Source organism: Nocardioides lijunqiniae (genome assembly GCF_015024225.1).
GTDB classification, from domain to species: domain Bacteria; phylum Actinomycetota; class Actinomycetes; order Propionibacteriales; family Nocardioidaceae; genus Nocardioides; species Nocardioides lijunqiniae.
The window spans coordinates 21842-35376 of record NZ_JACJGM010000014.1 but is presented as its reverse complement, the minus strand read 5'-3'; the positions used below and the strand labels follow the sequence as shown (position 1 = coordinate 35376).

12 protein-coding genes and 1 pseudogene are annotated in these 13535 nt (G+C 72.7%); 5 read left to right on the top strand and 8 right to left on the bottom strand.

What is annotated here, in order from left to right:
• From IRQ30_RS10670 to IRQ30_RS10650, 5 genes and pseudogenes are all read right to left on the bottom strand, one after another.
• Window positions 1-931: pseudogene (locus IRQ30_RS10670) on the bottom strand (hypothetical protein); the annotation flags it as partial.
• Window positions 928-1332: a hypothetical protein gene (locus IRQ30_RS10665; protein ID WP_193612865.1), complete on the bottom strand. Its 405-nt coding sequence runs from the start codon at window positions 1330-1332 to the stop codon at window positions 928-930. The gene IRQ30_RS10665 and the pseudogene IRQ30_RS10670, both read right to left, overlap by 4 nt.
• A 156-nt stretch (window positions 1333-1488) precedes the next feature.
• Window positions 1489-1779, bottom strand: coding sequence for a WXG100 family type VII secretion target (locus IRQ30_RS10660; RefSeq protein WP_193610771.1), 291 nt, complete (start codon window positions 1777-1779; stop codon window positions 1489-1491).
• Window positions 1780-1814: 35 nt separating this feature from the next.
• Entirely contained in the window at window positions 1815-2135 is a 321-nt protein-coding gene (locus IRQ30_RS10655) for a WXG100 family type VII secretion target (RefSeq protein ID WP_227464858.1), read from the bottom strand.
• Window positions 2136-2280: 145 nt separating this feature from the next.
• Complete coding sequence (locus IRQ30_RS10650; protein ID WP_193612864.1) at window positions 2281-3678, bottom strand: hypothetical protein; 1398 nt, start codon at window positions 3676-3678, stop codon at window positions 2281-2283.
• A 141-nt stretch (window positions 3679-3819) separates the two neighbouring features.
• Between IRQ30_RS10650 and eccCa the strand changes: the two genes are divergently transcribed.
• Together eccCa and IRQ30_RS10640 are read left to right on the top strand one after the other, a co-directional pair.
• Window positions 3820-7857 (top strand): type VII secretion protein EccCa, encoded by a 4038-nt coding sequence (gene eccCa, locus IRQ30_RS10645; RefSeq protein ID WP_338088041.1) that lies wholly within the window; start codon window positions 3820-3822, stop codon window positions 7855-7857.
• A complete protein-coding gene (locus IRQ30_RS10640) occupies window positions 7854-8471 on the top strand; it encodes a hypothetical protein (protein ID WP_193612863.1) in 618 nt (205 codons plus the stop codon). Before eccCa ends, IRQ30_RS10640 begins: the two co-directional genes overlap by 4 nt.
• A 15-nt stretch (window positions 8472-8486) precedes the next feature.
• Here IRQ30_RS10640 and IRQ30_RS10635 read toward each other — a convergent pair whose 3' ends face one another.
• Window positions 8487-8936, bottom strand: coding sequence for a nuclear transport factor 2 family protein (locus IRQ30_RS10635; protein WP_193612862.1), 450 nt, complete (start codon window positions 8934-8936; stop codon window positions 8487-8489).
• Between the two features lie 139 nt (window positions 8937-9075).
• On the opposite strand from IRQ30_RS10635, the gene IRQ30_RS10630 reads away from it, so the two are divergent.
• Complete coding sequence (locus IRQ30_RS10630; protein WP_193610766.1) at window positions 9076-9258, top strand: hypothetical protein; 183 nt, start codon at window positions 9076-9078, stop codon at window positions 9256-9258.
• Window positions 9259-9388: 130 nt separating this feature from the next.
• Here IRQ30_RS10630 and IRQ30_RS10625 read toward each other — a convergent pair whose 3' ends face one another.
• Window positions 9389-11005 (bottom strand): helicase HerA-like domain-containing protein, encoded by a 1617-nt coding sequence (locus IRQ30_RS10625; RefSeq protein ID WP_193612861.1) that lies wholly within the window; start codon window positions 11003-11005, stop codon window positions 9389-9391.
• Between the two features lie 44 nt (window positions 11006-11049).
• On the opposite strand from IRQ30_RS10625, the gene IRQ30_RS10620 reads away from it, so the two are divergent.
• Window positions 11050-11346, top strand: a complete 297-nt coding sequence (locus IRQ30_RS10620; protein ID WP_193610764.1) for a type II toxin-antitoxin system VapB family antitoxin — start codon at window positions 11050-11052, stop codon at window positions 11344-11346.
• Between the two features lies 1 nt (window position 11347).
• The gene (locus IRQ30_RS10615; RefSeq protein ID WP_193612860.1) at window positions 11348-11893 is read left to right on the top strand and encodes a LytR C-terminal domain-containing protein; all 546 of its coding nucleotides are present in this window, start codon (window positions 11348-11350) and stop codon (window positions 11891-11893) included.
• Between the two features lie 49 nt (window positions 11894-11942).
• Here the strand turns inward: IRQ30_RS10615 and IRQ30_RS10610 are convergent, their stop codons facing one another.
• Window positions 11943-13451, bottom strand: a complete 1509-nt coding sequence (locus tag IRQ30_RS10610; protein WP_193612859.1) for a potassium/proton antiporter — start codon at window positions 13449-13451, stop codon at window positions 11943-11945.
• Window positions 13452-13535: the final 84 nt, after the last annotated feature.

The window sequence follows — 13535 nt, the reverse complement described above, 5'->3', positions numbered from 1 at the left end:
CGGCGCCGGCGGCGAGCCCGCCGAGCGCGGCGGGCGAGACGCCTCCGGCTGCTCCCCCGGCAGCCGGCGACGCCGAGCCGGGGTGACCCGGCTGGCCGTGGCCGCCGAGACCGGTCGGATCGGGTCCGAGCGGCGAGGACACCGTCGTCTCCGGACCCGTGGGCGGAGGCGGGGGCGGCAACGGGGGCGTCGGGGGCGGGGTCGTCGTGGGAGTCTCCGGCGGGCAGACCGTCGGCGGAGGCGGCGGCGGGGGCGGCGTGATCGTGCAGACCACGGGCTCGGGGACCTCGGGGTGACGCGGCGGCCGCGGCTTGTGCTTCACGATGTGGGCGTCGTGGGGGCCGCCGTGGTGACGGCCGCCCGGGCCCTTGTCGGTGCCGGCGTAGACGCCCTGGGTGTCGTGCTGGTCGCCGTGGATCGCGCGGAACGTCTCGGTCGAGCCCTCGAACACCTCGTCCATGCGGTTGGCCATCCGTCGGGCCGCGCGCTCCCGCGCGTCGACCTCGGCGGCGTAGTCGGCCATCTGCTGTCCGTAGGCCGCCTCCCGCCGCAGGACGTCGCGCGGGGTGTCGTCCAGCTGCGGCGGACCCATGGTCGGCTCGGTGGGCGCTCCGGCGGCGAGCGCGGCCGCCTTCTCCTGACCCTCGTGGATCACGTCTCCCGCGACGTCGAGCGCCTCGCCCGCCGCGGTCATCTCCTGGGCACGCGCCTGGACGCGCGCGTGCACGGTGTCGAACGCCGCCTGCGCGGCCGGGCCGGTGGAGCCGCCGAAGTTCTCGCGGATGTCAGGGCTGCACTTCTCGAGGGCCGCGGCGACGTCGCGCAGGATCTTCGCCCCGTCGTGCCAGTCGAGGGCCGCGAGCCGGACGCGGTCGAGCTGGACGCCCTGGAGGGCGTGCTGGAGCCGGGCCTGCTGCTCGCCGGCGCTCATCGGCGCTCTCCGTCGGCACGGCCGGAGGAGTGCGTCCCCGTGTGGTCGGCCAGGATCTCGACCGCCTGGCGCTGCACCGTGAGGTCGGCTCGCGTCGTCTCGTCGGCGTCGACGACCAGGCTGACCGCGCGGGACACGCCCTCGGCGAACCCGACGAGGTCGTCCATGAAGGCGTCGAGCGTGTCGACCACCACGGCGCGGGCCTTGTCGTGGTGGAAGCCGAGGTCGCTCCCGCGGTCGCTGGCCCCGAACGCCGTGGGCCGCAGCGGCTCCGAGGTCATGAAGGCGCTGGTCTCGATCAGCTCGGCGCCGTTCTCCAGCGCGGCGGAGACCGCTTGGATGGCCTCCTCGTTGACGTGGAGGGACTCGAGGATCTCCACGACCCGGTCGATCACGAACATGACGGGGCTCCTGTGCGGCGGCGACCTCTCACCGACGACGTCGTCGGCGGCGTCGGTGGGGAGGTCAGGCGGACGGTGACGATGGCTGCATCGGCGAGGGGGCCGACACCTCGCGGTGCCGGCCCCCTCGACGTCGTGTCCATCGAGGCAGTGAGGTCAGATCTCGAACTGCGCAGCGCCGCGCTTGTCGGCGGCCTGGTACTCGGCGTTGGACTGGTAGACCGTCTGGCTGCTCTTGTCGAGCAGGTCGCGCATCTCCTGGATCGCGTTGTCCCACTTGGCCTTCGAGACGGTGTACTGCGACTGGGCCTGACCGACCCACTGGCTGCGCAGCGGCTCGAGCTCGGACTCCAGACGGTTCATCCGGTCGTCGATGTCCTTGACCTTCTGGTACATGTCGGCCGCGGCCTGGTCCACCGCGCCGTGGTTGACCCTGATTCCATCCATGCTCATCATCGTTCTCCTTGGTCTGGTAGCGGCCGTCAGCCGAGCTTGTGGGTCAGGTTGGCGAAGTTCGAGCCCTGGGACTCGTCGGTGCTGACGTTGTCGCGCTCGGTGACGCCGAGGGAGTTCTCGAACTCGTTGAGGGCGTCGACGATCGTCTGCTGCTTCTCGGTCCACGCCTGCTGCAGGGCGAAGAACGCCGTGGCGCCCTGGCCGCCCCAGCGGCCCTGGACCGAGGAGATCTGGTCCGTCAGCTGACGGCTGATGTTGTTGAAGTCGGCTCGAGCGTCAGCCACCATTCCAGCGGCGCGGGTGAGTACACCTTCGCCTTGGCCGAACTCGTTGGAGTTTTCCGACATGTCGCCTGCTCCTTCATGTGTGGCGGCATGTCGCCGCGCATCGTGGATTCTTCTTCGCGTGCCTGTGGTGCCAGGTGGTTCGTGGTCCTTCTCGGCGTGCGATCCGGACAAGCAGGTGTCTACCCGGGGGCAGGACCCCTAAACATCACCCTGTCAATTCCCACAGGTGCCGGAAGAGGCCCACGGCGAGCACGAGCGAGCCCACGGCGAAGGACCCGCAGACGGCCTCGGCGACCTCGGCCCGGCGCGACCACCAGGCCGACCGCCAGCCCCGACCGAGGGCGACGGAGACCAGCAGCAGCAGGGCCGAGGCCACGATGGCGAGGACGCCGAGGAGCAGCAGCGTGTCGGCCTGCAGGCTCCCGAAGAGGACGACCAGCAGCGAGATCCCGCACACCAGGCCCGCCACCCGGAGCAGCGCGCGGGCCGCGACGTGGCGGTAGGTCCGGGCGACGAACAGCAGGGCGCCGCCGGCGAAGCCGACCAGGCACCGCGCCCCGAGCGCGTCGGGGCTCCGGGTCGCGCTGGCCAGCAGCAGCGGGGCCGAGACGACGACGACCGCGAGGATCGCGGCCGAGGACGCCGTGACGATGCGCGTGCCCCGCACGGCCACGACCTCCACCGCACGGGGAGGCACGACGATCCGGCCGCGGCGGCCGGTGGGGCGGTCGCGCGCCGACCAGGCCGTCACGGCGAGGCGCTCCAGGTCGATCAGGAACTGGTCCGGCACGTCGATGGCCAGCATCGGGACGAACCGCGACGCGAGCATGGCCGCGACCAGCAGCACCGCCCACGCGACCTGCGGGCGGAGGTCGAGGAGGGCGGCACCGCAGGTGACCACGAAGACGCCGGTGCCGACCGACACCCAGACGCGCAGCGCCTCCTCGGAGTAGGCGTCCAGGGCGCGGGCCACCGCGGCGGTGACGGCCGCGGTGAGGGCGGCCACGCCGACGATGGTGGGCAGCCGCTCCGGCGCGGGGTCCCAGGCCACGACGAACGCCGCGGACGCGGCGAAGGCGGGGGCCGCGAGGATCCGGTGCGCGGCGTAGCGCCCCAACGGCAGCACCCCGAGCGCGGCGGCGACGCCGAGCAGCACCACGGTGGCGGTGCGCTGGGGCGACGGCTCCTGCTGGGAGGCGAACCATCCGGCGAGCAGGGCGGCCGCTGCGCTCACGCAGCACCACAGCACGGACAGCGGGCCTGGGGGGACCGAGCGCGGGGACGACGCGGCCTTGCCGGGCGCGGCGCGACGCCGGCGACCGGTCACGGTCGGGGCGGCCGCCGCGTGCGAGAGCGCGACGACCAGGGAGCCGGACCCGATGCCGACGCTCTCCAGCGTGGCGTCGGGGGCGAGCGGGTCGCCGACCCGGGTGTGGATGGTGGGCAGGGCGTCGACACCGGCCTGCGCGGCGTACTCGACGGCGACGTCGTGGGCCGAGGCCCCGGCCGGCACCAGGAGGTCCAGGGCACCCGAGGGGCCCAGCACGGTCAGCGCGACCGCCTCGGCCGCAGCCGCGGCCGAACCGTTGCCCGACCCGCTCACGTCGCCTCCCGAAGGGTCCGGACGGGACCGTCCGGTCGTGGGCAGCCTAATGGTCGGGGTACGCCTATCATCAAGCCACCGCTGGGAGCGGTGCCCGGCCCTCTCGGGCACCACCGGTCGACGGCAAGGGGACGGTTGAGCGTGAGCACGACGCTTCGCGGGGCACGAGTGGACGAGCCGGAGATGCCCACGGGGCAGCTCGTGCTGCAGCCGCCGCCGCAGATCCAGCCCGCCGAGGGCGCCGCCGGCGTGATGATGAACGCCATCCCGATGCTGGGCAGCCTGGGCTCGATCGTGCTCGTGGCGACCATGGGCGCGCGCACCGGCAGCAGCAACGGCATCCGCTTCATCGCCGCCGGCATGTTCCTCTTCGCGACCGTCGGCTTCATCCTCGTGCAGGTCGACCGCCAGCGGAAGCAGCGCGCGCAGCAGGTCACCGGCTCGCGCACCGAGTACCTCCGCTACCTCAGCAACGTCCGCAAGGTCGCGCGCGAGTCCGCCGACCAGCAGCGCCGCGCCCTCACCTGGCACCACCCCGACCCGGCGTCCCTGCCGGCTCTCGCCGAGGAGCGCTCCCGCATCTGGGAGCACGTCTCGAGCGACCCGCAGTTCCTGCACGTGCGCTACGGGCTCTGCGCCCAACCGCTCGCCCTGGAGCTCGTGCCGCCCGAGAGCGCGCCGATCGACGAGGTCGACCCCGCGGCCGCCTCGGCGCTGCACCGGCTGCTCGTCGTCCACCGGCTGCAGCCCGACCTGCCCGCCTCGATCGACCTGCGGGCCTTCGACCGCGTCGAGATCTGCGGCGACGAGGAGGAGGCGCGCAGCCTGGCGCGCGCCATCATCTGCTCCGCCACGGCGTTCCACTCCCCCGACAACCTGGTGCTCGCCGTGCTGTCCTCGGAGATGCACCTCGCGCACTGGGACTGGATCAAGTGGCTGCCGCACGCCCTCAGCGCCCAGCAGAGCGACGCGGTCGGCCCGATGCGGATGGTCACGACGTCGCTGGCCGACCTCGCCAACCTGCTGCCGCCCGACCTCAGCGACCGTCCTCGCTTCGGCGCCGACGAGCGTCCGGCCACCCCGCACATCCTGCTCGTGACCGACGGCGCCGAGCTGCCGCCCGGCAACCACGTGATCCCCCCGGACGGCCTGCACGGCGTGACCGTGCTCGACCTGCCCGCCCGCTGGGGCGAGCTGGACGACCCGAGCCGCCTGCGCATCCAGCTCGACGGCCCGGCGGACGAGGGCGAGAACAAGGTCCCCGTGGTCGCGCTGCGGCTGCGCGAGGAGGAGATCCGCGCCAAGGGCGACCAGTGCGACCTCGCCACCGCGGAGGCCTTCGCCCGCCGACTGACCCCGATGCACACGGTGACCTCCGGAGGCGGCGCCCCCGAGGCGGCCAGCACCGGCGAGATCACCGGCCCGGCCGACTTCATGGACCTGCTCGGCCTGGGCGACGTGCGCCAGTTCGACCCCACCGCCGCGTGGCGCCCCCGACCGGCGCGCGACCGGCTGCGGGTGCCGATCGGCCTGGGCGAGGGCGGCGGCCTCGTGCACCTCGACATCAAGGAGTCCGCCCAGCAGGGCATGGGCCCGCACGGCCTGGTCATCGGCGCGACGGGCTCCGGCAAGTCGGAGTTCCTGCGCACGCTGGTGCTCGGCCTGGCGATGACCCACTCCCCCGAGCAGCTCAACATGGTGCTCGTCGACTTCAAGGGCGGCGCCACCTTCGCGGGGATGTCCGACATGCCCCACGTCTCCGCGGTCATCACCAACCTCGCCAACGAGCTCACCCTCGTCGACCGCATGCAGGACGCCCTGTCGGGCGAGATGGTGCGCCGCCAGGAGCTGCTGCGCGACGCCGGCAACTTCGCCTCCATCCGCGACTACGAGAAGGCACGGGCCGCGGGCGAGGAGCTCGACCCGATGCCGTCGCTGTTCCTCGTGGTCGACGAGTTCTCCGAGATGCTCTCGGCCAAGCCGGAGTTCATCGACCTGTTCGTGGCCATCGGCCGCCTCGGCCGCTCCCTCGGCCTGCACCTGCTGCTCGCCTCGCAGCGTCTCGAGGAGGGACGGCTGCGCGGCCTGGAGTCGCACCTCTCCTACCGCGTCGGCCTGCGCACGTTCAGCGCCCAGGAGTCGCGCGCGGTCCTCGGCGTGCCCGACGCCTACGAGCTGCCGGCCGTGCCGGGCCTGGGCTTCCTCAAGCCCGACCCGACGTCGATGACGCGCTTCAAGGCGGCGTACGTCTCGGGGCCACCGGCCACCGGGCGCGTGCGCGTCCGCCGCGACGAGGGCGGGCACCTCCAGGGCATCCTGCCCTTCACCATCTCCGAGGTGCACAAGCTCGAGGTCAACGAGCCCGAGCCCGAGGTGCAGCCCGTCGTCGAGCCCGACAGCCAGGAGTCGCTGCTCGACCTCGCCGTCGGCCACATGGTCGGCCAGGGGCCGGCGGCGCACCAGGTGTGGCTGCCGCCGCTCGACGTGCCGGACACGCTGGACGAGCTGATGAGCGACCTCGCCGAGGACGCCGAGCTCGGGCTGGTCTCGCAGCAGTGGCGCGCCCTGGGCGGGCTGGTCGTGCCGCTCGGCACGGTGGACCGCCCGCGCGAGCAGCGCCGCGACACCCTCACGATCAACCTCAGCGGCGCCTCGGGGCACGTGGCCGTCGTCGGCGGCCCGCGCAGCGGCAAGAGCACGATGCTGCGCACGATCGTGACCAGCATGGCGCTGACCACGACCCCCCAGGAGTCGCAGTTCTTCGTGCTCGACTTCGGAGGCGGCACGTTCGCGCCCCTGACCCGCCTGCCCCACGTCTCCGGGGTCGGCACGCGCTCCGAGCCGGACGTCGTACGCCGGATCATGGCGGAGGTCTCCGGCGTCGTCGACCGGCGCGAGGCCTACTTCCGCGCCAACGGCATCGACTCGATCGAGACCTACCGGACCCGGCGTGCCCAGGGTCGCGTCGACGACGGCTACGGCGACGTGTTCCTGGTCGTCGACGGCTGGAGCACGCTGCGCTCGGACTTCGACGACCTCGAGCTGGAGATCCAGCAGCTGGCCTCGCGCGGCCTGACGTTCGGGCTCCACATCGTCACGGGGGCCTCGCGCTGGGCCGACTTCCGCGCCGCGATGCGCGACCTGTTCGGCACCCGGCTCGAGCTGCGCCTCGGTGACGCCCTCGACTCCGAGATCGACCGCAAGATCGCCCAGCTGGTCCCGACCGGTCGGCCGGGGCGCGGGCTGGTGCAGAGCAAGCTGCACTTCCTCGGGGCGCTCCCGCGCATCGACGGCGACGCCGACGCCACGTCGCTGGGCGACGGCGTCGACGAGCTGATCAGTCGCGTCGCCACCGCCTGGCGCGGCCCGGCCGGCCCCAAGCTGCGGCTGCTGCCCGAGCGGATCGAGCTCGCGCAGCTGCGCGAGCAGGCCGGCGTGGCGCTGAGCCCCGTGCCCGAGGAGGAGCGCGACGGCAGCGAGGACCTGCGCCTGGTGCTCGGCATCAACGAGAAGGAGCTGGCCCCGGTCGCGCTCGACCCCGACGCCGAGCCGCACCTGCTCATCTTCGGCGACGGGAAGTCCGGCAAGAGCTCGATCCTGCGCACCTACATCCACGAGGTCATGCGCACGCGCACGGCCAAGCAGGCGCAGCTCGTGGTCGTCGACTACCGCCGCTCGCTGCTGGGCGAGGTCCCGGAGGACTACCTGCTCAACTACCTCACGTCCGCGACGCAGGCGACGCCCGCGATCAAGGACCTGGCGACGTACCTCGAGAGCCGCATCCCGGGCCCCGACGTGACGCCCGAGCAGCTGCGCAACCGCACTTGGTGGACTGGCGCCGAGGTCTTCGTGGTCGTCGACGACTACGACCTGGTCGCGACCCAGCAGACCTCGCCGGTCGCCCTGCTGCAGCCGCTGCTGGCCCAGGCGCGCGACGTCGGCCTCCACGTCGTCGTCGCCCGCCGCTCGGGTGGCGCGTCGCGGGCTCTCTACGAGCCGGTCATCCAGTCGATGCGCGACCTGGCCATGCCCGGCCTGCTGCTCTCGGGAAGCCCCGACGAGGGGCCGCTGCTGGGCAACCTGCGCCCGATCCCGCTGCCTGCCGGGCGCGGTCGTCTCATCACCCGCGACCGCGGCACCGAGGTCGTCCAGACGGCGTGGACGGACCCCACCCTGTGAGGAGGGCCGTCGCCGCCGGCGCGACCGCGCTCGTGCTGCTCGCGGGGTGCTCGTCCGGCGACGGCGACGGTGACGACGAGGGGTCGGCTGCCGACCCGAGCCCGTCCTCGGGCTCGACGGGGCCGTCGGACTCGGGCTCGAGCTCGCCGAGCCCGTCGAGCGAGGCCTCCACCGCCGCACCGGAGCCCGGCGCCCCGGCCGCGACCGGTCCGGTGCACACGACCAGCCTCTTCACCGTCCGCGGCGCGACGAGGGACTACGTCTCGCGACAGGTCTCGGGCGACAGGATCACCTCGCTGAGCGACCTCGCCGCCGGCGACAACGTCTACTTCTCGATCCGCCCCGACTACGCCGACTACACGCTCGAGGACGTCGCCGCCGACCTCGAGCGCTCGCGCACCTACCTCGGCGACCTCGCCCGCCAGCCCGACACCGAGGTCGCCGGCGAGCCCGCCGTCCACCTGAGCGGCACGATGAGCCGCACCCGCCACGCCGAGGTCTACCTGATCCTCCACGAGGGCTTCCTGGTCGAGATCGACTTCGAGATGCTCACCGATCCCCCGGCCCGCCAGCGCACCGTCGACTCCATGCTCGCGACCTTCGCCTGGCGCTGACGGGCGGACCCCCGCTCAGGTGTGGGTGTGCACGCCGGGGCCGCTGACCTTGAGGCTGGGCATGTCGTCGAGGTTGTAGGACAGCTCGAAGGTGCGGCGGTAGCCGGTGTGGGCGACCCGCCAGCCGTCCGGCGTGCGCACGTAGCGGTCGGAGTAGAAGGCGGCGCCCTCGAGCATGAAGCGGAACGCCTCGACGATGACGCGGTCCTCGAGGTACCAGCGCGCCGTGGCCTCGTCACCCTCGATCGAGATCTCCGGGTGGTGCACCTGGTGCATCGTGATCATGCCCTCGCCGAGGTTCTCCCGCATGTAGGACACCAGGGCGGCCCGGTCCTCGAAGACCAGGCCGTTGTAGTCGCCCGTCGCGTCGGGCTGGAAGCAGGCCTCGAAGGCCTCCCAGTCCTTGGTGTCCAGCGTCCGGAGGTAGCGGTACTTGAGCTGGCAGATGTCGTCGTAGTCGGTCACAGCGAGCAATGTAAGCCGGATCACGTCCTCGTGGGGGCCGTGAGACCTCGCTGTAACTCGCGGTCAACCTCCCGGGCATCTTGCCCGGCCACAGTGGTCGCACCACCCCGCAGCAACGAGAGACAGAGGGAGACCCCCGATGGCCGGCAACCCCGACAACATCGTCACCGCCGAAGAGACCGACGCCGCCCGCGAGCGCCGCGACGCCTTCAAGCTGCGTCACGCACGCGGCCTCACCACCCTGATGGGCGAGCGCGAGGACCTGCGCGGTGTCCACGCCCTGGCCGACCTGGTCGACGACGCCGTCCGCTGGACCGCGTGAAGCGACTTCGTCGCTTCATTGGAAGTACTCGCTGACGCTCGTACTTCCGGTGAAGGGGAGCGCTTCGCGCTCCCTTGGAAGTACTCGCTGACGCTCGTACTTCCGGGCCGGCCCAGGTTGATCTGCGGGGCTAGCGGCGGCCGGTCTTGAACATGCCGCGGGCGATCTCGCGGGCGGCCGTGCGCATGAAGTCCTTGAAGGCGCCCGACTGCACCACGTCCCGGACCAGACCGCCCTCCTCCTGCTGAGGGGCACGGCGTGAGGTCCGGGCGGGTGCGTCGGGGCGCGACCGGCCCGCCTGCTTCTCGGCCTTCGCCGCCTCGGCCGCCTGCTGCTCGGCCTCGCGCTTGCGGGCGCCCTCCTCGAGCCGGGCCGCCAGCTTCTCGCGGGCCGACTCCCGGTCGACCGCCTCGGAGTACGTGGCGTGCCGGGGGCTGGCCTCGACCGCGGCCTGCATGGTGGCGGGGTCGCTGGGACCCATCAGCGACTCCGGCGCCCGGAGCCGGGTCCAGGCGACCGGCGTCGGGGCACCGCGCTCGTTCATGACCGTCACGACGGCCTCCCCGATCCCGAGGCTGGTGATCACGCCGCCGAGGTCGTCGTAGGCGCTCGTCGGGTAGGTGTTGACGGTGGCCTTGAGGGCCTTGGCGTCGTTGGGCGTGTGGGCGCGCAGCTGGTGCTGCACCCGCGAGCCGAGCTGGGCGAGCACCTCGTCGGGCACGTCGGTGGGGCTCTGGGTCACGAAGAAGACCCCGACGCCCTTCGACCGGATCAGCCGCACCGTCTGCGCGACCTGCTGCAGGAAGTCCTTCGAGGCGTCGGCGAAGAGCAGGTGGGCCTCGTCGAAGAAGAACACCAGCTTCGGCTTGTCGATGTCACCGACCTCGGGCAGGTCGTGGAAGAGGTCGGCGAGCAGCCACATCAGGAACGTCGAGAAGACCGCCGGGCGGTCCTGCAGGTTCGGCAGCTCGACCAGCGAGATCAGGCCGCGCCCGTCGGCGCCCGTCTGCAGCAGGTCGGCCGACTCGAACTCCGGCTCCCCGAAGAACGCGTCGGCGCCCTGGTCCTGGAACGAGATGAGCTCGCGCAGGATCACCCCGGCCGTCGAGGAGGACAGGCCCCCGAGGTCCTTGAGGTCGGCCTTGCCCTCGTCGCTGGTGAGGTGGCCGACGACGGCGCGCAGGTCGGCGAGGTCGAGCAGCGGCAGCCCGGCGCGGTCGGCGTAGTGGAAGACCAGCCCGAGGCTCGACTCCTGGGTGTCGTTGAGGCCCAGCACCTTGCTCAGCAGGGTGGGCCCGAAGGCGCTCATGGTCACGCGCAGCGGGATGCCGGTGCCCTCGCCCCCGAGCGCGTAGTACTCCACCGGGAAGCCGGTCGCCTGCCACTGCTGGCCCACCGACGCCGCCCGGGAGGTCACCTTCTCGCCGGTCTCGCCCGGCGTCGCGAGCCCCGACAGGTCGCCCTTGATGTCGGCGGCGAACACCGGCACCCCCTGGGCGCTCAGCTGCTCGGCGAGGAGCTGGAGCGTCTTGGTCTTGCCGGTGCCGGTCGCGCCGGCGACCAGGCCGTGCCGGTTGACCATGGCCAGCGGGATCCGGATCCGGACGTCGGACAGGGTCTCGGCGTCCAGCATCAGCCCGCCCAGCTCCAGCACGGCACCCTCGAACGCGTAGCCGGGCGCCACCGCCTGGACCACCGGGTCCTCCGCGGCGCTCGGCGGGGTGGCGTCCTCGGGGGTCTGGGTCATGCCGCCAATCTAGGGCGTGGCGCAGGGCCGTTTATAGTCGCGGCGTGATCTTCAAACGCGTGGGCGACGGGAGGCCGTACCCCGAGCACGGCCTCTCGACCCGTGCGTGGGCCGCCGTCCCGCCGCGCCAGGTGCGCCTCGACGAGCTGGTCACCACGAAGGACACGCTGCAGCTCGCCACGCTGCTCGACGAGGACTCCACCTTCTACGGCGACCTCTTCGCCCACGTGGTGGAGTGGCACGACGAGTACTACCTCGAGGACGGGCTGCACCGCGCGCTGCGGGCCGCCCTCCAGCAGCGCAACGTCCTGCACGCCCGCGTCCACCGTCTGGAAGGCTGAGATGCCCGCCCTCGCGCTCGCGCGCTTCCGCTCCGCGATCACCCTGGGGGTGCTCGCCGTGCTGCTGATGGTGGGCGTCGCCTGGGGCTGGGGAGCGGTCACCGAGCCGTTCACGAGCTCCGACGAGGTGCCGGTCTGCACGCCGACCGACATCCCCGCCGAGACCAAGGTCTACCCCGACCAGGTCACCGTGAGCGTCGCCAACGCCGGGACCCGCGAGGGGCTCGCCGGCCGCACCATGCAGCTCTTCACCGAGGGCGGCTTCGGGGAGGGCGGCATCAGCAACGCCCCCGAGGACACCGAGGTCCCCTTCGCCGAGATCTGGACCGACGACCCGGACAACCCCGGCGTCCGCCTGGTCAAGAGCTACCTCGGCAAGCGCGCCAAGGTCGTGCGCCGCGAGAGCGGGCTGCCCGGCGTCAACGTCGTCGTCGGCGACGACTTCGTCGAGCTGGCCGCCGGCCGCAAGGCCGTCCAGTCCGACCAGGACAGCGAGATCTGCAGCCCGCCCGCCGAGGCCGACGCCGACACCGGCGTCGTGGACTGACTTCGTCAGGCCAGTTGGAGGAGCGTGCACACCACTCCTCCCCGCCGACCTAGTCGCGCACGTCCGGCTCGTCGAGCCACTGGGCCAGCCGGCCGCCACGGCTGACCTGGCGCAGCCGCTCCTCGGTGCGCTCGCGCAGCTTGCGCGGGGTCACGACGAGCACCTCGTCGCCGTGGCGCAGGACCGAGCGGCGCTCGGGGACCTTCGCCTCGCCCTCGCGGATGATCAGCGAGACCGAGGCGCCGGGCGGCAGCCGGAGCTCGCCCACCTCGACCCCGTGCATCAGCGAGGCCGGGCTGATCGTGATCTGGAGCAGGTCGGCGGCGACCCGGTCCAGCGGCGCCGCCTCGAGCTCGAGGTCGCGCGGCTCGGAGCGGCGGGCCACCTTCAGCACCCGTGCCACCAGCGGCAGCGTCGGGCCCGTGAGCAGCGTGTAGATCACCACCATCACGAAGACGATGTCGAAGAGCTGCTCGGCGTCGCCGACCCCCTCCGACAGCGGGATCGTGGTGAAGACGATCGGCACCGCCCCGCGCAGTCCCGCCCAGGACAGGAAGCCCAGGTCCCGCCAGGGCATCGGCTGCACCACCGAGCTCGCCAGCACCGACAGCGGACGGGCCACGAACGTCAGGATCATCCCGGCGGCCACGGCCAGGCCCACCGTCTCCAGGGAGATCCGCCCGGGTGAGAGCAGCAGGCCGAGCATGACGAACAGCCCGATCTGCGCCAGCCAGGCGATGCCCTCGGAGAACGACCGGGTGACCCCGCGGTGCGGCAGCTCGGAGTTGCCGAGCACCAGCGCGGCGACGTAGACCGCCGCGAAGCCGGACACGTGGAGGGCGGCGCCCCCGGCGTAGGCCAGGACGGTGAGGCAGATGACGGCGATCGGGTAGAGACCGGACGACGGCAGCGCGGCGCGGCGCATGACCCACGCGCCGCCGAAGCCCACCGCGAGCCCGAGCAGGACGCCGCCCGTGAGCTCGAAGAGGATCTCCAGGATCATCCGCCAGACGCCCTCCTCGGCGGCCACGCCGGTCGACACCAGCACCACCAGTACGACGGTGGGGGCGTCGTTGAGGCCGGACTCCGCCTCGAGCGAGCCGGTCAGGCGCCGCGGGAGCGGGACGGTGCGCAGCACGGAGAAGACCGCGGCGGCGTCCGTCGCCGACGTGACCGCGCCCAGCAGGATGGCGGTCTCCCAGGAGAGACCGAGCAGGTAGTGCGACCCCAGGGCGACGACGCCCACCGACACGGCGACGCCGATCGAGGCCAGGGAGACGCCGATGCGCATCGACGGCTTGATCTCGCGCCAGTTGGTGGTCAGACCGCCCTCGGCCAGGATCAGGACCAGGGCGGCGAAGCCGAGCGCGTGCGCGAGCTCGGCGTCCTCGAAGCCGATGCCCAGGCCCGACTCGCCGAGGAGGACGCCCATCAGCAGGTAGATCAGCAGGCTGGGGAGGCCGGCACGCGAGGACACCCGCACGGCGAGGACGGCGAGCAGGGTGACGGCCGAGCCCAACAGCAGGAACGTGTCGAGCTGGTGGACGTCGAAGCTCATGTCACCTCGTCCTGCTTTGGCGGGGCGGCGGACACGCAGTCTATCGGTGCGACGCCCCTCGGCCGGACCGGTCGCCGTCGCGTG

Coding starts and splice junctions, on each gene's coding strand:
- IRQ30_RS10665 (WP_193612865.1), bottom strand. CDS start 1,332: ATGTTCGTGATCGACCGGGTCGTGGAGATCCTCGAGTCCCTCCACGTC.
- IRQ30_RS10660 (WP_193610771.1), bottom strand. CDS start 1,779: ATGGATGGAATCAGGGTCAACCACGGCGCGGTGGACCAGGCCGCGGCC.
- IRQ30_RS10655 (WP_227464858.1), bottom strand. CDS start 2,135: ATGTCGGAAAACTCCAACGAGTTCGGCCAAGGCGAAGGTGTACTCACC.
- IRQ30_RS10630 (WP_193610766.1), top strand. CDS start 9,076: ATGGCCGGCAACCCCGACAACATCGTCACCGCCGAAGAGACCGACGCC.
- IRQ30_RS10625 (WP_193612861.1), bottom strand. CDS start 11,005: ATGACCCAGACCCCCGAGGACGCCACCCCGCCGAGCGCCGCGGAGGAC.
- IRQ30_RS10615 (WP_193612860.1), top strand. CDS start 11,348: ATGCCCGCCCTCGCGCTCGCGCGCTTCCGCTCCGCGATCACCCTGGGG.
- IRQ30_RS10610 (WP_193612859.1), bottom strand. CDS start 13,451: ATGAGCTTCGACGTCCACCAGCTCGACACGTTCCTGCTGTTGGGCTCG.